This is a genomic window from Deltaproteobacteria bacterium (assembly GCA_016875225.1).
Taxonomy (GTDB): Bacteria; Myxococcota_A; UBA9160; order SZUA-336; family SZUA-336; genus VGRW01.
In genome coordinates this window covers 1-19,920 of sequence record VGRW01000018.1, presented here as the reverse complement: position 1 = coordinate 19,920, position 19,920 = coordinate 1, and the positions used below count along the sequence as shown (strand labels likewise).

The window sequence follows — 19,920 nt, the reverse complement described above, 5'->3', positions numbered from 1 at the left end:
TCGGTTCCGCCTCGACCTTCACGAGCTGGCAGCACGCGGCGTCGACGACTCTGGGCATCGCGAAAAAGCACGTGATCAGAACGACTGACCGCATCTCAGAAACCCCCTCGTTGGTGAAGATATTCCTTCCCGCACTGCCGCGTCTCGGGATAGCGTACCCCGCGCCTGCATGAGTCACCCAGAAGTATTTCCACTGCCGCGGCTCTGGCTCTACTTGCTGCTGGCGCTTGGTGCGCTGTCTCCGAGGCCAGCAGTCGCCGTCGAGTATACGTTCGGCACGCCGATCGCTGGTGACTCGGTCCCCGTCACCCTGAGCCTGAGCGACGCGCCAGGAAACGTGGGCGTCGACGTGGTGGTTTCGATTCCGGCCGGGCAGGGTGACCTCCTCGGCCTGTTCGGGAACGTGGCGAATGAGGCGCTCGTTCCTCTGATGGTCATCTCCGACCCGTCGGGCATCGTGACGCAGTCGAGCTTCAACGCGAACAAGGTCTGGAAGGTCGGCGGCGGCAATGTGATGAACCCGGTCGGGAATTGGGACTGGGGCCTGCGCTTCGGCTGCAATGGCAGCGCGGGCGGCGCGGTGCAGAGCGCGAGTTTTCGGATCATCGGCCCGGGAGTCACGGTCAGCCAGCTCACGAGCGCAGCAAACCAGGGCTGGCTCTTCGGCGTTCGTATCCAGAGCACGCCCGGCCCTGCGGGCTCGGCGAAGGTCGGGCTCCTCGCGACTCAGCCACCGAATGGCCAGGCGCCGACGATCGCGATCAGCTCCCCCGCGGACGGGCTGCTCACAGCCGGAACCCCCATCGCGGTCTCGGGCACGCTCACAGGAACCGCACCGGTCTCGGTGACCGTGAACGGCGTCTCGGCGACGGTGACCGGGAGCTCGTACAGCGCGAGCGTCCCTCTCACGGAGGGGGCGAACACGCTGAGCGCGAACGCCACGAACTCGTCGGGGTTCGCCTCGACTGCCGTTTCGGTCACCCTGGACACGACGCCGCCTGTCGTGATTCTCAGTGCCCCCGCGGACGGGGGGGGCACAGGCGCCAGCTCGGTGAACGTGACGGGCACGGTTGCTGACGCGAGTGCGATTTCGAGCTTCACCGTGAACGGTACGGCGGCAACGCTGACCGACGGGGCGTATACGATGACGTTGGCGCTCGTGGTCGGCGAGAACCCGATCACCGCCACCGCCACCGACGCGGCAGGAAACACCGGGTCGGCAGCCATCTCCGTCACGCGCGCGACCCCACCCACGATCGCGATCGACGCGCCTGCCACCGGGCTCCTCACAGGTCAGAGTCCGATCGCGGTCACGGGAACCGTCTCCGGCACTGCGCCGCTCGTCGTGAACGTGAACGGTGTCGCCGCCGCGGTGACCGGCGCAAGCTTCAGCGCGAGCGTCCCGCTCGAGGAGGGCGCGAACGCGGTATTCGCCACTGCCACGAACATTGGCGGCTCCGACTCGGCCTCGGTCTCGGTCACGCTCGACACCATCCCGCCCGGCGTCACGATCGCGGCGCCGGCGAACGGCGCGGTCTTCTCGAGCACGCCTCAGGTCGTCGCGGGCACGGTGCTCGACGCGAGTCCGATCACTGCGCTGTCGATCGCGGGCAGCTCCGCACTTCCGGCGAACTCGTTCACGCGCGCGATCGACCTGCAATCCGGACTGAATCCGATCGCGGTGGAAGCCACCGACGCCGCGGGCAACACCGGCTTCGCGTCGCTCGTCGTGACGCTCCAGACCGCTGCGCCGCCGCTCGCGATCGCGATCCGGTCACCCCCCGACGGGGCGCGCGTGTCGACTCCCTTCCTCTCGGTGAGTGGCTCGCTCAGCGACCCGAACGCGAGCGTGGCGGTCGGCGGGGTCGCCGCCGAGTCGAGCCCCGACGGATTCGTAGCCCCGGTGGTCGTGCTGGCCGAGGGCGACAACCTGCTCGTCGCGACGGCGCGCCGCGGTTCGGAGACTGCGACCGACTCCGTCACCGTCCGCTACGAGAAGCCGCCGGCCATCTTCATCCTGCACCCGCGCAATGGCATGCGCCTGCGCCAGGCGGCGGCGGACGTATCGGGCTTCGTGGACGAGCCTGCGGCCGCGGTGGACGTGAACGGTGTGACCGCGACCGTTGACGAAACGGGCGGCTTTGTCGCGCGCAACGTTCCCCTTTCGCTCGGCGACAACCCGCTGGTCGCGCAAGCCGTCGATCTCGAGGGTGGCGTTGGCAGCGACACCGCGATCGTGAACCGCGACGACGCCCTCGCGCCGCTGCTGCGGCTGGTGCTCTACGACCCGGGGCGATTCGGCATCGGGTACGGAGCGTCCGTCGCGGACGGCTTCGCCGCCTTCCGCAGGCTTCTCTCCGAGCGAAGCCTCGCCCCGGAGCAGTTCTCCCCCCCAGTCGACCGGATCGTCGTCGGCCAGAGCGGACAGGTGTACCTCTACGTGTTCGCCGAGGAGGCCGGCACCGTCACGATTCCCGAGGTCGTAGAGTTCGAGACGGAGCCTACGCAGGAGCTCCGGCCGATCGAGGAGCTCCCGCTCGAGCTCGACCCGGCGACGGTCCTTCAGATTCTGCCGCTCGACTTCGAGCCGCGCTTCTTCGCGAGGTACTTCCTGCTCTTGCCAGAGGGCGAGAGCTGATGAAGCCGCGCGTGCCGAGACTCGCGTTGGCCCTTGCGATCGCGCTGCTCGGCGCAGCGTCAGCGGCCCGCTCCGACAACGCGGGCCCGTTCAGCTTCCACGCGGGCGCAGGCGCCGCGATCGACGATCTCGACCTGCTGGTAGACGCCACGCGACCCCAGGTGCAGTTCACGGCGCCGCTAGAGGGCTCGCTCCTCGGCGGGACGTCGACCACGATCACGGGCAACGTCGCGGATTTTTCCACGCACCCGTCCGACCCGCGCAACCTGCCCGGAAACGTTTTTCACACGCTCGACTGGTCCCTCATGGACGGCCGGTCCGGCCCGGAGGTCCTGTCGGGATCGGCGCCGGTCGTCGACGGGCACTTCGTGATCCCGGACCTGCCGCTTCTCGAGGGTGAGAACGCGCTGATCGTGTACGCGCGCGACGCAGCGGGTTGGTACGAAGGGACGACGCTCGTCTTCGACGTCGACCCGAACGCGCCCACAGCGGCGCTGGTCGGTGTCCTCGACGGCCAGGCGGTGCTATCGCAGAGCCTCTCGATCGACCTGAATTTCGCAGCCGCGACGACGGTGGTCTCGGTGAACGGTGTACCCGACGGGCGCAGCTTCCCCGCCGGGCTCGCGCCGGCCGCCTTCGCTCTGTCGCTCGCACTCGGCCCGAACACGTTCACGCTCGAGCTCGAGAGTGCAGGCGAAACCTCGAGCTTCTCGTTCACGTTCTACCGCGTCGCGTCTCGCGAGCCGATCGCGATCGTGCAGCCGTTCGACGGTGCGCTCGTGAACACGACTTCGGTCCCGGTGAGTGTCCGCGCGCCGCTCGGCACGCCGTTCGTCACCCTGAACGGCCGACCCGCCGTGCGCGGAGAGGACCTGCAGACCTTCACCGCCGACGTGCCGCTCAACGAGGGCTCGAACACGGTCTCCGCGATCGCGTACCCGTTCGGCCAGCGCGCGAGCGTGAGCATCACGCGCGACACGACGCCGCCGCGGGTGATCTCGATGGCGCCGGGCTCCGGTCGGACCCTGCTTGCCTCGGCGGCGACGATCCAGGGCGTCGTGTCGGAGCCCGCGTCGCTCGAGCTCGTGTCGCAGGTGGACTTTCGAGACGCGTACACGATCCCGATTCTCTCGGTCGTACCGGGGATCTTCGGAGACACGCTGCGCTACATCCACGCGTTCGAGTTCGCCGACTTCGCGCTCGATCCGGGTCTGAACGAGATCTACCTCGTGCTGCGCGATCGCGCAGGCAATTCCGCCGTGGTGCCGCTCGACCTGACGCGCAGCGACTCCGCGCTGCGCATCCTGGACCCCGAGGCGGGCAGCAGCGTCGCCGCGCTCGAGACGAGCTTGCGGCTCGAGGCGCTCGAGACGCTGGCGTTCCAGGCGCTATACGTGGGCGGGCGGCAGCTCACGTCCTTCAGGGGCCGAACGCTCACCGCGGGCATCGCGCAGCTCGACCACATCCCGCTCGCCCCGGGTCTGAACGACATCCGTGTCGTGTACCAGCGCTACGGCGGGGCGCAGGAAGTGCTCGTCACGAGCGTCACGTCGACGGCGCTTCCGATCGCGACGCTGCGCGGGCGGATCACCGATGCGGTCACGGGCGCACCGCTCGGCGGTGCGACGATCACGGTTGCTCCCGATGGCGCGGAGCCGATCGCGATCACCACGGCGAGCGACGGCCGGTACCAGACCGCGATCCCGACCGGCCCGTACGCGGTCACGGTGCCCCTGTCGGGCTTCCTGCCCGCGTCCGGGACCGACGTCGCGGGGCTCGGGGAGATCATCGAGACCGACCACGCGCTGCTGCGCTGGTCGACGGGAAGCCCCTCGGTGACGCCGACCGGGTCCGGAGCCGCGAGCAGCCATCTCGAGGGCGTGGTCACGCAGGTCGCGGGCGGGCAGCCGCTCGCCGGCGCGCAGGTGCGGGTGACCTCGGCCGCCGCGACGCTCACCGCGCTCTCGGGCGCGGACGGCGCGTTCGCGATCGACGGCATCCCCGTCGGTCCGTTCTCGGTCGCGGTCTCGAAGACCGGCTACTTCCCGCTCTCGTACACGATCGAAGACGCGGATTCCTCGATCGCCTTCGACACCAAATTCGGCAGGTCCGGGTGTCTCGGCTACGTTGGCACGGAGGGGAGGAGTGATGCTGCGACACCTCGCGTTTCTCGTCGCGGCTGCGCTTGCGGCTGGCTGCGGCTCCTCGGAGCCGCAGCGGCCGGAGCTCGAGGTCGTAGCCCGGGTGAATGGCGAGCCGATTGAGATCGCCGAGCCCGTGCAGGGCGCGGCGCACACGCCGGCCGCCGCGCTCGGACGTGTCGACGCGGCCGTGGCTCGGCACCTGACCGCCGGTGAGGCGACTCGCCGTGGCCTGTCCGCGGGTGCGGCCTCGGGGCCCCTCTCCGTTCGCGACGAGGAGAAGCTGCGCGACGCGCTCTTTGCGTCGATGCGCGACTCGCTCGAGCTGGGCGAGGACGAGCTGCGCGCTCACTACGAGAAGACGCGCGTGCGTTACGTGGCGCCCCAGGTGTCGCTCCGGCGGCAGGCGTTCGCGAGCGAGTCCGATGCTCGCGCCGAAGACCGTCGGCTCGGAGTCGACGGTCGCATCGCCGCCGAGGGGTCGGACAGGATTGGCCCGGCGCCCGTCGATGGGCTTCCGACGACCGTGATGCCGGAGGCTCTGACTCTCGCCGCCGCCGGACAGCGCGTGGTGCTGATGCGGGACGGGCGCTGGTGGCTCGTCGAGCTGGAAGAGAGTCACACGGCGGAGCCGCTTCCCTTCGAAGCGGTGCGACCTCGCGTCGAGCAGAGCCTTCGCATGCTCCGCGCTCAGGCCGACTTTCGCGCCGAGATCGCCCGACTGAGGAACGAGGCACAAATCGAGATCGAAGGATCGGCGCTCGCGAATACGACGCCGGCGCCCGACGCGTCGAAGCCGGTGTCCGGTCCCGACCACTAGCGCGAGAGCATCGCCATGCGGCGGCGCTGCAGCGCGGCCGCGATCGGGTCCTGCGCAACAGCTTCCGCCTTGGGTGACTTCGCGCGCGCGGCCGGCGTCGTCTTCGCGGTCGCTGCGCGCTTCGCGGTCTTCTTCTTCGTCGCCTTCTTCGCCATCTCACGTCCCCTCGTCGAATTCGGGCGCCCATCATAGGCCGCGATCCGCGCGGCCACCATGGCGCGGCGCTGCGGCCGCGCGTCTAGCTCGGGCGGTAGACGCGCAGCGGCCGGTGCGCGCGCAGCCATTCCGGCTGATCCGGCCAGGCGCGGCCCGCGCTGATGCCGCCGTCGACGACGAAGTGCTGCGCGGTTACGAAGCTCGAGGCGTCGCTGGCGAGAAAGAGCGCCATCTGCGCGATGTCCTCGGGCTCGCCCGCGCGCGGGATCGGCTGCGCGCTCGCCATGCCCGCGCTCTCCGCCGCGCGCGAGAGATCGGTCTGCCGCCGGCCGACGGTGTTCAGCGCGAGCGGCGTGGCGATGAACCCCGGGCAGATGCAGTTCACGCGCACGCGCTTGGGCGCGAGCTCGAGCGCGACCGAACGCGAGAGCTGGATCACCGCGGCCTTGGCCGCAGCATAGGCGTGGGGCGAGTAGCCGGCCACGAGCGCCGCGACGCTCGCGGTGTTGATCACGCTGCCGCCCTGGCGGGCGATCAGCGGCGAGGCGTGCTTCATGCCCAGGAACACGCCTCGCACGAGCACCGCGAAGGTCAGGTCGAATTCCTCGACGGGCGTGTCCGCGATCGGACCGAGCGCGCCGCCGAAGCCGGCGTTGTTGAAAATGCAGTCGAGCCGGCCGAAGGCCTGCTCGGCGCGCGCGACCAGCGCGCGAACGTCGTCCTCTCGGCTGACCTCGGTGCGCTGGAACAGCGCCGCGCCGCCGAGCTCGGCGGCGACCGCGCGGCCGAGCTCCTCCTGCATGTCGCCGATCACGACGCGCGCGCCGTTCTCGACGAAGAGCCGCGCGGTGCGCGCGCCGATCCCGCTCGCGCCCCCGGTGATGATCGCCACGCGTCCGTCGAGCGCGAGCTTGCCCGGGGCGCGTTCTGCCATCGGCCGCCTTTGTACGCTCCGGCTCGCGCGGCGGTCAAATCCGCGCTCGACGCAGGTGCGCGGATCTGCAAGCCTCGCGCGGATGGCGAGCGCGCGTCCCCCCGGCTCGGAGAGCGCGAGCCGCTTCGATCCTCCCGTGCGCGCGACGCGCTGGGTGGTGCTGGCGCGAACCCCGTGGAGCGAGTTCGTGACGGAGCTCGCCGCGCGCGCTCGGCTCGACGCCGAGTCCCTCGCGCGCGTGCTCCGACACGGCGGCATCTGGCTCGACCGCCGCCCGGTCGACCCGAACGCCCCGCCGCGTGAGGTCCGCGCGGGCTCACACGTCGCCGTGTACGCCTTCGATTGGGAGCCCGAGCTCGTGCCGTTGCCCGAGGACTGCGTCCTGCTCGACCGCGATGGCGTCGTGGCCGTGAACAAGCCCGCCTGGCTGCCGGTGCAGGGCACGCGCGCAAGCCAGCTCCAGTCGCTCGAGCGTGTGCTCGCGGTACGCCTCGGCTGCCGCGAGCTTCGCGCCGCGCACCGACTCGACCGCCAGACGAGCGGCGTGCTTCTGCTCGCCCGCGATTCGAAGCGCGCCGCCTACCTGGGCCGCGCGCTGCAGGACCGCCGCGTCGAGAAGACCTACCTCGCCTGGGTCTCGCCCCCGCCCGAGCGCGACGAGTGGACCGTGCGCGGCCCGCTCGGCCCGACGAAGACCGGCCGCCGCTACCGCTTCGAGCTGCGCGCCCAGCCCGCCTCAGACACCCGTGACAGCGAGACGCATTTCCGTGTCGTCTCGCTCGGCGGCGAGCGCGCACTCGTCGAGTGCCGCCCGCTCACCGGCCGCACGCACCAGCTCCGCGTGCACCTCGCTGCCTCGGGCTCGCCGATCGCAGGCGACGACCTGTACGGCCCCGACCGGAGCGAAGGCGCGGCCACGAGCGCCGATCGCGTCCAGCTGCACGCCGCCGCCCTGCGCCTTCGTCTCGCACCAAACAGCGCCGAGGTGGAGATCCGCGCGCCGCTCCCCGCGGACTTCCTCACTGGTCGGGGCGCCCGGATTTGAACCGGGGACCTTCTGAACCCCATTCAGACGCGCTACCAAACTGCGCTACGCCCCGACAGGCGGCGGGAGTATAGCGGGCCTTCGTCCGATGATAAGCGGGGACGGCCGGGCGGGAGAGGCGCGTGACGGAGATCCTGACGGGGGCGATCGACTGGGTGCTCGCGACGGTGCACGACTGGGGCTACACGGGCATCGTCGTGATGATGACGATCGAGTCGTCGTTCATCCCGTTCCCCAGCGAGGTCGCGATGATCCCGGCGGGCTATCTCGCGGCGCAGGGGCGCATGGACCCGTTCCTGGCCACGCTGGCCGGGATCGCCGGCAGCCTGATCGGCGCGCTGGTCAACTACGTGCTGGCGCTGTACCTGGGCCGGCCGGCCGTCGAGCGGATCGCGGGCTGGTTCTTCGTTGGGCCCGACAAGCTCGACTCGGCGGATCTCTTCTTCGCGCGCCACGGCGAGATCACCACCTTCGTGGGCAGGCTGATTCCGGTGATCCGACAGCTGATCTCGCTGCCGGCCGGATTCGCGCGCATGAACCTGGCGCGCTTCGCGCTCTACACCGGTCTGGGCGCGGGGCTGTGGAGCGCGGTGCTGGTCGCGATCGGCTACTGGGTCGGCGCGAACGAGGACCTCTGGCGGCCGATGCTCCAGAAGGTCACTCTGTGGCTGCTGGGGGGGATCGCGGTGCTCGTGATCGGGTACGTCACGTACCAGCGCCGTAGAGAGGTGCGGAGCTCTGGGTGAGCCGCTGCGCAAGCTCGGGCTCGTGACTGCGGGCTTGGCGCTGATCGGGCTCGTGGCCTGCGGCACACCCGCGGGGCCGAAGCCGAGCAGCGCGCCCTCGGGCGCGCGCAAGCACTCCGGCCGGCTTCCCTCCGAGGCGCCGGCGCGAGCCGCGGCCCCGAGCGCGGTCCACGTGGTCGCGAAGGGCGAGACGATCTACCGGATCTCGAAGCGCTACGGCTCGAGCGTGGACGCGATCGTCACGGCGAACGGCATCCGGGACGTGCACAGCATTCCGGTCGGCACGCGGCTCGTGGTTCCGACCGGATCGGCCGCGCCCGCGTCGCGCCGGCCGGTCGATGCCGGCACATTCGCGTCGCGCGACCCGCGCGGCCGCAGCTCGGGCAAGGCCGAGTTCGCCTGGCCGGTGCACGGAATCGTGATCAGCGAGTACGGGCTGCGGCGCGGGGCGCACCACGACGGGCTCGACATCAAGGCGCCCGCCGGCACGATCGTCCGCGCGGCGGAGTCGGGCCGCGTGATCCACGCGGACAATTCGCTGTCGGGCTACGGCAACCTGATCATCATCAAGCACGCGGACCGCTACTCCTCGGTGTACGCGCACAACCGCAAGATGCTGGTGCGCGTCGGGCAGTTCGTGGAGAAAGGCGACGCGATCGCCGAGGTCGGCAAGACCGGAAATGCGTCGGTTGCGCATCTGCACTTCGAGATCCGAAGCGACGGATCCCCGCGTGATCCGATGGAGCTGCTGCGATGACGCTGCTCTCGGGCCCCCGGCGCAAGATCGCGGCGCTGATCCGCGACGTCCCCGATTTTCCGCGGCCGGGAATCCTGTTCAAGGACATCACCCCGCTGCTCCGCGATCCCGAGGGGCTGCGGCTCACCTGCGAGCTGCTCGCGGCGCCGTTCCTCGAGCGCAAGGTGGATGTCGTCGTCGGTATCGAGTCGCGCGGGTTCATCTTCGCGGCGCCGGTCGCGCTCGCGCTCGGCGCGGGCTTCGCGGTGGCGCGCAAGGAGGGCAAGCTCCCCGGCGAGACGCTTCGCACCTCGTACGCGCTCGAGTACGGCGAGGCGACGATCGAGATGCAGCGCGACTCGATCGCCCCGGGCCAGCGCGTGCTCCTGATCGACGACGTGATCGCCACCGGCGGCACGGCCGCGGCGTCTGCGCGTCTGGTGCGCGACCTCGGCGGCGTCGTGGTCGGGGCGAGTTTCCTGATCGAGCTCGACTTCCTCGCGGGCCGCAAGGCGCTCGAGGCGATCCCCGTCGAGGCGCTGCTCCACTTCTGAGCCGCGTCGCGCGCCGCCGCGCGGAAGCTGCGCCTTCGCGTGCGCGCAGCTCGCGCGCAGCCTACATCGGCAAACGCGATTCGCCGAAGTTCTCTGCAGGATGGCCGCCGAAGCCCGAGTCCTGATCCTCGACGATTCCCGCGGCAGCGCCCGCTCGCTCGCGCCGGCCCTGCGCGCGGCCGGCCTCGAGGTGCAGGCCTCCGTCTGGTCCCAGGAGGCCGCGGCCGGCGCGGCCGCGGTCGCGGCCGACGTCGTGCTGCTCTGCATCGAGCCGGGCGCGGGCGGCGGCGCCGCGCGCTGCGCGCGACTTCGCGCAGAAGCCGCGCTGGACGGAGTGCCGCTCGTCGTGATCGCGACCGCGGCGGAGCAGGACGAGCTCGCGGGCTGTCTGGAGTTCGGCGCCGACGACGCGCTGATCGCGCCGGTGCACGAGCGCATCGCGGTCGCGCGGGTGAAGGGCCTGATCGAGGCGCGTCGCTCGCGGCGGATGCAGCTGGAGCTCGCGGGAATGCTCGAGCGCGGAAAGCAGGCGTTCGGCCGCAGCGTCGAAGCGCTGCAGCGCTCCGCCGAGGCCGCCGCCGACTCCGAGCGGCGCAAGCGCTATCTCGAGACCCACGACGGGCTCACCGGGCTCGCCAACCGCGGCTACTTCCGCGAAGCCGTGCGCCGCACGCTCGGCTACGCGCGGCGCTACGGGCAGAAGCTCGCGGTGCTGTCGATCAACCTCGACCACTTCGAGCGCGTGAACGAGAACCTCGGCCACGACGCGGGCGATCGGCTGCTCGAATCGGTGGCCGAGCGCGTGCGCGCGTGCGTTCGCGGCAGCGACATCGTGGCCCGGCTCGGAGCCGACGACTTCGCCGTGCTGCTCACGAGTCTCTCGAGCCGCGAGGGCGCGACGGTGGTGGCGCGAAAGATCCAGGAGAGCGTCGCCCGACCGCACGACGGCGAGAGCGGCCCGGTCTACGTCACGCCGAGCATCGGGGTCTCGGTCTTTCCCGACGACGGCGACACTCCGGACGCCGTGCTGCGCAGCGCCGACGTCGCGCTGCACCGCGTGAAGGAGCAGGGCCGCGGCCAGGTCCAGTTCTACTCCTCCGAGATGAAGGCCGGGTCGCTCGAGGGCATGCGGCTCGAGGTCCTGCTGCGCGACGCGCTCGAGCGGCACGAGTTCGTCCTATTCTACCAGCCGCAGATCGACGTCCAGAAGCGCGAGCTGATCGGCTGCGAGGCGCTGGTGCGCTGGATCCATCCCGAGCACGGCATGATCTCGCCCGGCGACTTCATCCCGATCGCGGAGGGCAACGGCGTGATCGTCTCGATCGGCGAGTGGGTGCTTCGCGAGGCGTGCGAGCAGAAGCGGCGCTGGGAGCGGGCGGGGCTGGGCGACTTCACGATGGCCGTGAACGTGTCGCGCCGGCAGTTCCGCGGCCCGGAGTTCGAGGCTCAGGTCGCCTCCGCGCTTCGCGACACCGGCCTTCGCCCCGATCGGCTCGAGATGGAGGTCACGGAGAACGCGCTCGTCGACGACGTGCAGCAGACGCTGCGCTCGCTGCTCTGCCTGCGCCGGATGGGGATCGGGCTCGCGATCGACGACTTCGGCACCGGCTACTCGAGCCTCTCGGTGCTCGCGCAGTTCCCCGCGAACCGGCTCAAGATCGACCAGGCCTTCGTGCGCGACATCGCGCGCGAGCCGCGGCGCGCGGCGATCACGCGCGCGGTGCTCGCGGTCGCAGGCGAGCTCGGGCTCGACGTCGTGGCGGAGGGCGTGGAGACCAGCGACGAGCGGGACTTCCTCGCCGAGCTCGGCTGCTCGCGGATGCAGGGCTACCTGTTCGGCCGCCCGGTGCCCGCCGAGGAGTTCGCGGCCACCTGGGCCGACGGCGGCGAGCTTCCGGACTGAGCGATCAGAGCCCGGCGCTCCGGCGCACCTCGTCCCGGAACGGCTCCATCTCGATCACCCTGCGCTCGGCGCGCGCGCGCTCGGCGGCGAAGCCGAGCAGGTGGCTCTCGAGTGCGACCCGGCCGCTCGCGCGCACGCGATCTGGCGCGCCGATCGCGACCACCTCGCAGAAGTGGTCGAGCAGCCCCTGATCGCCGCCGGAGTGCCCGAACGCGGAGCTCTCGATCCGGATCTCCTCGCGCCCGAGCGAGCCGTGGCGCGAGACCTCGATCACGCCGGTCTGGAGCACGCCGCGGAGCTCGCCCGCGCTGCCCGAGATGCGAACCGTGCGCCGCTCCTCCGACGCCGTTCCGTGTACGCCCAGCGTCGCGGTGAGGCCGGCGTCGAACTCCACGGCGACGACCTGATGGTCCGCGACGTCGTTGTCGCAGCGGAACACGCAGCGCCCGTAGTCGCTCGTCGCGAGCGCCGACTCGCGCGCCGCACGCGTCGGGTCCGCGCAGAGATCGGTCCACGGCCAGTGCCTCGCGAGTCGCTCGTCCGGGCCCAGGTAGAAGCGCGCGGCGTCCCAGGGGCAGCTGGCCTGCACGGAGCATGCGCTGCCGCAGCGCGCGGCGGCGCCCGGCGGGGCGAGCTCGGGCCGGTAGATTCCCAGCGATCCGAACGAGGCGAGCCGCGTCGCGCGGCCCTCGGCGAGCCAGGCGAGCAGGTCCAGATCGTGACAGCTCTTCGCGAGCAGAAACGGCGCGGCGAGCGCGCGGTTGCGGAACTTCCCGCGCACGTAGGAGTGCGCCATGTGCCAGTAGGCGACGTGCTCGCGCACGTCGATCATGGCCACGCGGCCGAGCCGCCCGCTCGCGACGATCTCGTGCACGCGGGCGTAGAACTCGGTGTAGCGGAGCACGTGGCCGATCTGCAGGATCCGGCCCGCGCGCTCGGCCGCCTCGGTGACGCGCAGGCAGTCGGCGGGCTGCGGCGCGATCGGCTTCTCGAGCAGCAGGTGGTAGCCGGCCGCGATCGCGGCGAGCGCCGGCTCGACGTGCTCGGTGTCGCCGGTGGCGACGATGGCGGCGTGGGCGTCCGGGCGCGCCCGCAGCAGCCCGCGCCAGTCCGTGAAGACCCGTTCCGGCGCGAGCCCGTGCTCCGCGGCGGTCGCCAGCCGCCGATCCCCGCGGGGCTCGGCGAGCGCGACGATCCGCATCCGCTCGGGATGCCGCAGCGCGTAGGCGCCGAAGACCGCGCGGCCGCGATTTCCCGCTCCGATCAGCGCGACGTCGATCCGGCTCACGGGCGCACCGTGCTCGCGAGCACGAGCTGCGCCGCGAAGTACAGCGGCAGACCCCAGGCGCGATTGGCGAAGGAACTCGAGACGAAGCGGTCGCGCGCGACCGCGAGGTCCGAGAGGTAGAACATCGCGGCGCCCGCGAATATCCACGCGGACGACGGCGACGCGCCGGCCGCCGCCACCAGCATGGCCGAGATCACCGCCACGTACCCGTACACCGCAAGCTTCATCTCGGCCGGAACGTGCGGCCGCAGCCAGTCCAGCAGACCGCGAAGCGCGAGCGACGCGAGGCCGGCGCAGATCGCCGCTCGCCCGGGGCTCTCGAAGCGCAGCGCGAACGCGGCCAGATAGGCGACGTGCCCGAGCCCGAAGGCGGCGATGCCGGCCTGGAAGACGCGCGGTCGGCCCTTCGGGATCAGCAGCACGTCTCCACAGAGCGAGAGCACCAGGCCCGCGAGCACGATCCGGCCGTAGCTCGTCTCGAGCGCGCCGAAGGAGAGCGCCGCGGCGACGAAGCAGAGCGCGGCGGCCGGCTTGGCGAGCCAGACGCCGACGCGCCATGCGCGGTACTCTGCAACCAGGAGCACCGCTACGCAGCCGGACATCGCGATGGCGAAGAACACCGGCGCACTCTAGCAGGAGGTCCCGTGATCGATCTCTACACCGCCGCGACCCCGAACGGATGGAAGGTCTCGATCGCGCTCGAGGAGCTCGGCCTGCCGTACCGCGTGCACGCGATCCGGCTCGAGAAGCTGGAGCAGAAGGAGCCCTGGTTCCTGGCGCTGAACCCCAACGGCCGGATCCCCGTGATCGTCGATCGCGCGAACTCGGACTTCGCGGTCTTCGAGTCCGGCGCGATCCTGCTCTACCTGGCCGAGAAGACCGGCCGCCTGCTGCCGGCCGAGCCCAAGGCGCGCTCGGTCGCGCTGCAGTGGCTGATGTTCCAGATGGGCGGCGTGGGCCCGATGCAGGGCCAGGCGAACGTGTTCTTCCGCTACGCGCCCGAGAAGATCCCGTACGCGATCGAGCGCTACCAGAAGGAGACCCGGCGTCTCTACACGGTGCTCGACGCGCGGCTGCGCGATCACGAGTACCTGGCGGGCGAGTACTCGATCGCCGACATCGCCACCTGGCCCTGGGTCTCGATCCACGCCTGGTCGGGCGTCGAGATCGCCGACCTGCCGGCGCTCGCGGGCTGGGTGGAGCGGATCGCCGCGCGCCCGGCCGTGCAGCGGGGGCGGGCGGTCCCGGCGACGGTGGAATCCGAGGCGCGCGCCGAGGAGCGCGAGAAGGCCGGCGCGAAGCTGCTGGTCTGATTCCGGCGCGATCTGCGCGCGATCTGCGCGCCTAAATTTCGCGACGCGCAGCGTCGAGAAGTAGGGCAGCGCTCCCCCCGCGCACGGAGCCCCCCCATGCCGCGACGCCTGCTCGCGGTGCTTGCGAGCACCGTGCTGCTCCCCGCGTGCGCGAACCACGTGCGCTACACGGGCGACGCCTACCGGACCTCCGAGCGCGACGTCGTGCACGCGGAGACGGTCGTCGAGCCGCAGTCCGTGCCGCTCGCGACCCCCGAGGTCGAGCTCGCACTTCTCGCGGACGAGACCGCCGTCGTGCGAAAGCTCCGCACACGGATTCGAATCGAGGAGTCCACGCCGTACAAGTCCGGCTACGAGCTCTGGGAGGTGCCGCTCGGGACGGTCTGCGTGCCCGTGCTTCTGGTGCTTCGCGTGGTCGACCTGGTCGGTTTCGGCATCCTGCCCGACGCGAGCCTGGACGCGTTCGCCGGCTTCACGTTCTCGGCGATGAACCCGCTGCTGAACGTGGAGTCGGAGTCGCGCGTGCGCCGGAAAGAGGTCTCGCGCGAGACCGAGGAGCTCGATCGCGAGGTGAGGCGCGAGCTCCGCCCCCTGGCGGGGGCGAAGCTGGTGCTGACGCTCGACGCGACCGCGCCGCAGACCCGGACCAGCGACGCGCGCGGGCGCGTGCGGGTCGGGCTGCTCGAGCTCGTGCCGGATCGGCTGCCGGGGCGGCCGCGGCTGCTTCGGCTCTCGATCGAAGGGGAGGGTGAGCGAGAGCGGCAGACGCTCGAGCTTCCGATCTCGCACTCGCTCGCGTCCCGGCTGGTCCGGGCGCTCGAGCTCCGCAGCCAGCTGCGGGCGCCGGGAGCGACCCCGGAGGCGATCGGCCGGACGCTTCTCGAGCTCGACGGGTTGGGCTTCTCTGCGGCGGCGCTGTCGCTCGAAACGGAGCTCCGCGCGCGCGAGAGCGCGAACCCGGTCTGGCTCGCTCGTCTGGACTCCACACTCCTGCATTGACCACGACCGCGGGCGCGCGCTCGTGGTAGAGATACGCATATGGATCCTGCGATTCTCGGCTGGCTCGGCTTCGCGCTCGCGGCGGCGGCGAGCGCGCTCCTGTTCCAGCGCCTGCGCGCCTCCGAGGCCGCGGTCGGCGCCGCGCGGGCGGAGCTCGAGGCCGTGCGCAGCGAGCGCGAGGCGATCGAGAAGCGGCTCGAGCAGGCGCGCGGTGAGCTTCGCGCGCGCGGCGAGGAGCTGGCGGAGCTGCGCAAGAAGCACGAGAAGCTGAAGAAGCGCGCGGGCGAGTCGCTCGAGGAGGAGAAGACGCTGCCCGCGCGAATCCGCGCGCTCGAGGCGGAGCTGCAGGCCGAGCGGGGAGACGCCCGCGCGGCGCGCGACGAGATCGTCCGGCTGCACGCCGACGCGGAGCGGCTCGGCGCCGAGCTCGCGCGCGAGCAGGCGCGCGCGGCCGAGCTCGTGCCGCCGGGCGACGATGCCGAGCTCGAAGGTCTGCGGCGACATGCCTCCGACGCAGAGACCCGCCGAGCAAAGCTCGAGACCGAGCTCGAGAGCGCACGGCGCGACGTCACGAAGTACAAGGGCCGCTGGGAGACGCTCGACAAGGCCTACGTGATCCTGCGCGGCGAGCTCGAGCTGAAGAAGGACGAGGCGCGCGCCCAGCGCGTCGAGCTCGAACGGCTGCGCACGCTCGAGGTCATCCTCGCGGCGCCCGAGACGGACGCCGCGCCGAAGAGCTAGCGGCTCCGGTCGATCCTCTGCCTGAGGCGCCGGAAGCCGAGCGCCGAGAGGCCCGACATGAGCGCGGAGATCAGCATCAAGAGGTCGCCCAGGCCCGACCAGGCCGGAAGCGTGAGTCCGGTGCCCGGAATCGGCCGGGCCGACCAGCCCAGATAGAGCGCCATTCCCAGGAACGGCGCGAACGCGCCGCGGATCCCGGTCAGCGTGACGTGCACGCCCATGTACGCGCCCGCCCGCTCGCTCGGCGCGAAGTCGTTGTGGCCGATGTTCCAGGCCAGCCCGCCGCCGCTTCGCGCGGCGCCCATCACCACGCGCGCAAGGCCGATCATGAACAGCGACTGCTGCAGCGCGCCGATCCAGAGCAGCAGCTGAGAAAGGCCGAACGTCCAGGAGTGCAGGGCGCGGAACGCGGCGACGTGAACGCGGTCGAGATACACCGCCCAGAACGGAATCGTCAGCACCGAGAGCGCGAACGGAATCACCATCGTGATTCCGATCGCCGCAGAGTAGCTCGCGCCCATCTCGCGCGAGACGAGATACAGAAGCGGCGCCTCGATCATCATGTTCGCGATCCCGAGCACCATCTGCCAGGTGAGGAACTGCAGGTAGTGCCGGTCGTCGCGCAGGATCGAGAGCCCGCTCGGGATCCCGGCCGGGCTGCTCGCGCGCAGGCGCTCCTGTGAGAGGTGCTCGGTCTCGCCCGAGAGCGGCACGCGCGAGAACGCGAAGGCACCTGCGGCCGCGAGACACGCGCCCGCGGCGTAGACGATCCGGAAGCTCTCGGGGCTCTGATCCAGTACCTGCGAGCCGAGCCAGGCGGTGGCCGCGGTGGACAGGGTCGAGATCGCGTGGAGTCGCGCGGTCACGCGGCCCCGGCCCTCGCGCGGGTAGTTCAGCGTCCAGACGATGCTCCGCGCCGTCACGATCCCGCCCAGGAGCAGCCGCGCTGCGATCAGCGCCGCGACCAGCAGTCCCGCGCCCACGGCGGCCTCGGGCACGAGCGCGACCAACGCGACGCAGGCCGAGAAGGCCGCCATCAGCGCGGTGGTGAACGGAACCCGACGGCGGCCGTGCGCGAGTCGCGCCCAGAACGCGCTCGACAGGTTTCCGAACATCGGCGCGGCAGTCACCAGCGCGAGCACGGCGGGGTGCACGTGAAAGAGCTTGTCGGCGATCACGCCGATGAAGCCGCCCTCCATCAGCGCAGGGCCGACGGTGAAGCAGGCGTCGGTCAGACGCTCGCGTCGATAGCCCGAGAGCGCGAGCTCCCCCAGGACCGGCCGCCGCAGGACGTTCAAGGCTCAGCGCGCATGTGCGATCGGGCCGGGCGCGGCTTTCCCGCGCCGGAGCCTGGCGCGAAGCCAGAGCACCGCGTCGTCGAGCGTGACGTAGAAGACCGGCACGATCAGAAGCGTGAGCAGCATCGACGAGAACATCCCCGCCCCGGTCGCGACCGCCATCGGCGCGCGGCTCTCCGAGCCCGGGCCGAATCCGATCGCCGCGGGAAGCACGCCGAAGATCATCGAGATGCCCGTCATCAGCACCGGTCGCATGCGCACGGGCGCGGCCTTCCGCATCGCCTCGAGCGTCTCCATTCCCTCCGCGCGAAGCTCGTTCGCGTAGTCCACGAGCAGGATCGAGTTCTTCGTCACCAGGCCCATCAGAAGGATGATCCCGATCACGCTGAACAGATTGATCGTCATGCCCATCACCCAGAGGCCGCCGAGCGCGCCGACCATCGCAAGCGGAAGCGCGAGCATCACGGTGAACGGGTGCAGCAGGCTCTCGAACTGTGCAGCCAGCACCATGTAGATGATCAGGATCGCGAGCCCGATCGCGAGGCCGAACTGGCGCAGGCTCTCGAGGAACGCCTCTGCGCTGCCGCCGAAGCGAAGCGTCGCGCCCTCGGGCAGGATCTCGGAGGCGATCTCGTTCACGATCGCGATCGCCTCGCCGGCGGGCAGCTCCTCGAGATTCGCCGCGACGATCACGCTGCGCTGGCGCTGGTCGCGGCTGATCGTCGAGGGCGCGGCGCCCGTCTCGATCCGGGCGATGTTGCGCAGCTCGACCACTCCGCCGTCCTTGGTGCGCACGAAGAGCGCGCCCACGGCCTCCGGGTCGGAGCGGAAGGCCTCCTCGAGCCGGATCCGCACGTCGTAGCGATGTCCGCCCGACTTGAACTTCGCGATGTCGAGCCCGCCGATTCCCGCCTGGACGATCTGGGACAGCGTGCGCGCATCGACGCCGAGCGCGGCGCACTTCTCGCGGTCCGGGATCACGCGGATCTCCGGCAGCCCGACCTTCAGGCTCTTGGAGATGTCGACGAAGCCCTTGCGCTCGGCGAGCTTCGCCATGAACTGGTCGGAGAGCCGATCGAGCTCGTCGATCTCGAGATTGCCTCGGATCGCGAACTCCAGCTCCCCGCGGCCGCCGCCGCCCATCATCGACGACATGTCGAAGACGCGCGCTTCGAGCCCGGGAATCGTGCCGAGCGCCTCGCGCGCCTCGCGCATCAGCTGGAGCGCGTGCTTCTTGCGTTCGTGCTGCGGGCGCAGGATCGCGACCATCACGCCGTTCGTCACGTTGCCGGGGCCGTCGGGCCCGGAGACGCCGACACCCGCGAACAGTCCCTTGATCTCGGGCTGAGCGAGCATGTACTGCTCCGCCTTCTTGACCCGCTCCAGGGTTCCCTCCAGCGCGGTGCCCGGCGGCGTGTCCATCATCACGAAGAGCCGGCCCTCGTCGGAGGGCGGGAAGAACTCGGCGCCCAGGCGCGAGCCGAGCAAGAGCGCGAATACGAACGAGGCCAGGGCAATGCCCAGCACCGTCGCGCGGTGGCCGAGCGCCCACTCGAGCAAGACCTTGTAGTTCGTCTCGAGCCAGACGAACGCGATCTCGAGGCGGTGGTAGAAGCCGCCGTGCTCGCGAACCGCGGGCGGCGGCATTCGCGCCGCCAGCATCGGGATCAGGGTGAGCGCGACGAAGAGCGAGAACATGACCGACGCGGCGACCGTCAGCCCGAACTCCTTCAGAAAGCTGCCGACGATCCCGCGCACGAACACGACCGGGAGGAACACGACCGCGATCGAGAGCGTCGCCGCGGTGGCGGCGAAGGCGATCTGGCTGGCGCCCTTCGAGGCCGCCTCGTAGGGCGGTTCGCCGAGCTCGCGGCGCCGCTCGATGTTCTCGAGCACGATGATCGCGTCGTCGATCACGACGCCGACGGCGAGCGCCAGCGCGAGCAGCGTCATCGTGTTGATCGTGAACCCGAAGAGCCAGATCGCGCCGAACGCGGCGATCAGCGAGAGGGGGATCGAGGTCGCGATCACGAGCGTGGGCCGGACGCGGCGCAGGAACAGCAGCACCGTGAGCGCCGCCAGGACCGCGCCGAAGACCAGCGCGAACTGCGTCTCGGCGACCGACTCGCGGATCGCGGTCGAGAAGTCGATCACGCTCTCGCGGTCGGGCAGGGTCATTCCGGCGGGAAGGAACTTGCGCAGCTCGTCCACGCGGTCGTGGGTTCGGTCGGCGATCTCGACCGTGTTCGCGCGGGACTGCTTCAGAATGCCGATGCCGCCGCCGGTGCCACCGTTGAAGCGCGCCATGTGGCGCGCGTCCTCGGCGCCGTCCTCCACGCGCGCCACGTCGCCGAGCCGGACCGGCGCGCCCGCGATGTCGGCCACGACCAGGTTGCTGAGCTCGTCCACGTTCTGGAACTCGGCCTCGGTCTTTAGCGAGTACTCCAGCGCGTGGCCCTCGACTCGGCCACCCGGCACGTCGATGTGCTCGCGCTGCACGGCCAGCATCAGGTCCATCACGGACATGCCGCGCGCGCGCAGCGCCTCGCCGTCGACCCAGATCCGGATCGCGCGCTCGCGCCGGCCGAAGAGCTCCGTCGAGGCGCGC

Annotated in this window: 16 protein-coding genes and 1 tRNA gene; 11 read left to right on the top strand and 6 right to left on the bottom strand. The window is 71.1% G+C overall.

Annotation, left to right across the window (positions count from 1 at the left end):
* The first annotated feature begins 169 nt into the window (after positions 1 to 169).
* Genes FJ108_06755 through FJ108_06745 form a run of 3 tightly spaced genes read left to right on the top strand, consistent with a single transcriptional unit; the run spans position 170 to position 5,599 of the window.
* Entirely contained in the window at positions 170 to 2,638 is a 2,469-nt protein-coding gene (locus FJ108_06755) for a hypothetical protein (GenBank protein MBM4335598.1), read from the top strand.
* Positions 2,638 to 4,902: a carboxypeptidase regulatory-like domain-containing protein gene (locus tag FJ108_06750; GenBank protein MBM4335597.1), complete on the top strand. Its 2,265-nt coding sequence runs from the start codon at positions 2,638 to 2,640 to the stop codon at positions 4,900 to 4,902. The genes FJ108_06755 and FJ108_06750 overlap by 1 nt, the downstream gene beginning before the upstream one ends.
* The gene (locus tag FJ108_06745) at positions 4,787 to 5,599 is read left to right on the top strand and encodes a peptidyl-prolyl cis-trans isomerase (GenBank protein ID MBM4335596.1); all 813 of its coding nucleotides are present in this window, start codon (positions 4,787 to 4,789) and stop codon (positions 5,597 to 5,599) included. The genes FJ108_06750 and FJ108_06745 overlap by 116 nt, the downstream gene beginning before the upstream one ends.
* 238 nt (positions 5,600 to 5,837) lie before the next feature.
* Here FJ108_06745 and FJ108_06740 read toward each other — a convergent pair whose 3' ends face one another.
* Positions 5,838 to 6,689 (bottom strand): glucose 1-dehydrogenase, encoded by an 852-nt coding sequence (locus tag FJ108_06740; GenBank protein ID MBM4335595.1) that lies wholly within the window; start codon positions 6,687 to 6,689, stop codon positions 5,838 to 5,840.
* Here FJ108_06740 and FJ108_06735 point away from each other — a divergent pair.
* Positions 6,556 to 7,734 carry a hypothetical protein gene (locus tag FJ108_06735; protein ID MBM4335594.1) on the top strand — a complete coding sequence of 393 codons (1,179 nt, stop codon included), beginning with the start codon at positions 6,556 to 6,558 and terminating at the stop codon, positions 7,732 to 7,734. The genes FJ108_06740 and FJ108_06735 overlap by 134 nt on opposite strands.
* Here FJ108_06735 and FJ108_06730 read toward each other — a convergent pair.
* Positions 7,713 to 7,789, bottom strand: a tRNA-Pro gene (locus FJ108_06730). The two genes, FJ108_06735 and FJ108_06730, sit on opposite strands and share 22 nt — an antisense overlap.
* Before the next feature lie 76 nt (positions 7,790 to 7,865).
* Between FJ108_06730 and FJ108_06725 the strand changes: the two genes are divergently transcribed.
* The 4 genes from FJ108_06725 to FJ108_06710 all read left to right on the top strand — a co-directional run bounded on the left by FJ108_06725 (position 7,866) and on the right by FJ108_06710 (position 11,673).
* Complete coding sequence (locus FJ108_06725) at positions 7,866 to 8,480, top strand: DedA family protein (GenBank protein MBM4335593.1); 615 nt, start codon at positions 7,866 to 7,868, stop codon at positions 8,478 to 8,480.
* Between the two features lie 22 nt (positions 8,481 to 8,502).
* On the top strand, positions 8,503 to 9,237 hold the full coding sequence (locus FJ108_06720; GenBank protein ID MBM4335592.1) for a M23 family metallopeptidase: 735 nt from the start codon (positions 8,503 to 8,505) through the stop codon (positions 9,235 to 9,237).
* A complete protein-coding gene (locus tag FJ108_06715; GenBank protein ID MBM4335591.1) occupies positions 9,234 to 9,770 on the top strand; it encodes an adenine phosphoribosyltransferase in 537 nt (178 codons plus the stop codon). Before FJ108_06720 ends, FJ108_06715 begins: the two co-directional genes overlap by 4 nt.
* Positions 9,771 to 9,870: 100 nt before the next feature.
* Entirely contained in the window at positions 9,871 to 11,673 is a 1,803-nt protein-coding gene (locus FJ108_06710; GenBank protein MBM4335590.1) for an EAL domain-containing protein, read from the top strand.
* A 4-nt stretch (positions 11,674 to 11,677) separates the two neighbouring features.
* Here the strand turns inward: FJ108_06710 and FJ108_06705 are convergent, their stop codons facing one another.
* Together FJ108_06705 and FJ108_06700 are read right to left on the bottom strand one after the other, a co-directional pair.
* A complete protein-coding gene (locus FJ108_06705) occupies positions 11,678 to 13,108 on the bottom strand; it encodes a Gfo/Idh/MocA family oxidoreductase (protein ID MBM4335589.1) in 1,431 nt (476 codons plus the stop codon).
* The gene (locus tag FJ108_06700; protein MBM4335588.1) at positions 12,958 to 13,581 is read right to left on the bottom strand and encodes a lysoplasmalogenase; all 624 of its coding nucleotides are present in this window, start codon (positions 13,579 to 13,581) and stop codon (positions 12,958 to 12,960) included. Before FJ108_06700 ends, FJ108_06705 begins: the two co-directional genes overlap by 151 nt.
* Before the next feature lie 24 nt (positions 13,582 to 13,605).
* Here FJ108_06700 and FJ108_06695 point away from each other — a divergent pair, with 24 nt between their 5' ends.
* The 3 genes from FJ108_06695 to FJ108_06685 all read left to right on the top strand — a co-directional run bounded on the left by FJ108_06695 (position 13,606) and on the right by FJ108_06685 (position 16,014).
* Entirely contained in the window at positions 13,606 to 14,274 is a 669-nt protein-coding gene (locus FJ108_06695) for a glutathione S-transferase (GenBank protein ID MBM4335587.1), read from the top strand.
* 96 nt (positions 14,275 to 14,370) lie between these two features.
* Positions 14,371 to 15,273 carry a hypothetical protein gene (locus tag FJ108_06690; protein ID MBM4335586.1) on the top strand — a complete coding sequence of 301 codons (903 nt, stop codon included), beginning with the start codon at positions 14,371 to 14,373 and terminating at the stop codon, positions 15,271 to 15,273.
* A gap of 39 nt (positions 15,274 to 15,312) precedes the next feature.
* Positions 15,313 to 16,014 (top strand): hypothetical protein, encoded by a 702-nt coding sequence (locus FJ108_06685; protein ID MBM4335585.1) that lies wholly within the window; start codon positions 15,313 to 15,315, stop codon positions 16,012 to 16,014.
* On the opposite strand, the gene FJ108_06680 is transcribed toward FJ108_06685, so the two are convergent.
* Together FJ108_06680 and FJ108_06675 are read right to left on the bottom strand one after the other, a co-directional pair.
* The gene (locus tag FJ108_06680) at positions 16,011 to 17,312 is read right to left on the bottom strand and encodes an MFS transporter (protein MBM4335584.1); all 1,302 of its coding nucleotides are present in this window, start codon (positions 17,310 to 17,312) and stop codon (positions 16,011 to 16,013) included. The two genes, FJ108_06685 and FJ108_06680, sit on opposite strands and share 4 nt — an antisense overlap.
* 3 nt (positions 17,313 to 17,315) lie before the next feature.
* On the bottom strand, positions 17,316 to 19,920 hold a 2,605-nt coding region (locus FJ108_06675; GenBank protein ID MBM4335583.1), incomplete at its 5' end, for an efflux RND transporter permease subunit.

What these genes read in the sequence shown, in the direction of transcription:
- FJ108_06755 (MBM4335598.1), top strand. Translation starts at nt 170, where the DNA reads ATGAGTCACCCAGAAGTATTTCCACTGCCGCGGCTCTGGCTCTACTTG.
- FJ108_06750 (MBM4335597.1), top strand. Translation starts at nt 2,638, where the DNA reads ATGAAGCCGCGCGTGCCGAGACTCGCGTTGGCCCTTGCGATCGCGCTG.
- FJ108_06745 (MBM4335596.1), top strand. Translation starts at nt 4,787, where the DNA reads ATGCTGCGACACCTCGCGTTTCTCGTCGCGGCTGCGCTTGCGGCTGGC.
- FJ108_06735 (MBM4335594.1), top strand. Translation starts at nt 6,556, where the DNA reads ATGTCGCCGATCACGACGCGCGCGCCGTTCTCGACGAAGAGCCGCGCG.
- FJ108_06740 (MBM4335595.1), bottom strand. Translation starts at nt 6,689, where the DNA reads ATGGCAGAACGCGCCCCGGGCAAGCTCGCGCTCGACGGACGCGTGGCG.
- FJ108_06715 (MBM4335591.1), top strand. Translation starts at nt 9,234, where the DNA reads ATGACGCTGCTCTCGGGCCCCCGGCGCAAGATCGCGGCGCTGATCCGC.
- FJ108_06710 (MBM4335590.1), top strand. Translation starts at nt 9,871, where the DNA reads ATGGCCGCCGAAGCCCGAGTCCTGATCCTCGACGATTCCCGCGGCAGC.
- FJ108_06690 (MBM4335586.1), top strand. Translation starts at nt 14,371, where the DNA reads ATGCCGCGACGCCTGCTCGCGGTGCTTGCGAGCACCGTGCTGCTCCCC.
- FJ108_06685 (MBM4335585.1), top strand. Translation starts at nt 15,313, where the DNA reads ATGGATCCTGCGATTCTCGGCTGGCTCGGCTTCGCGCTCGCGGCGGCG.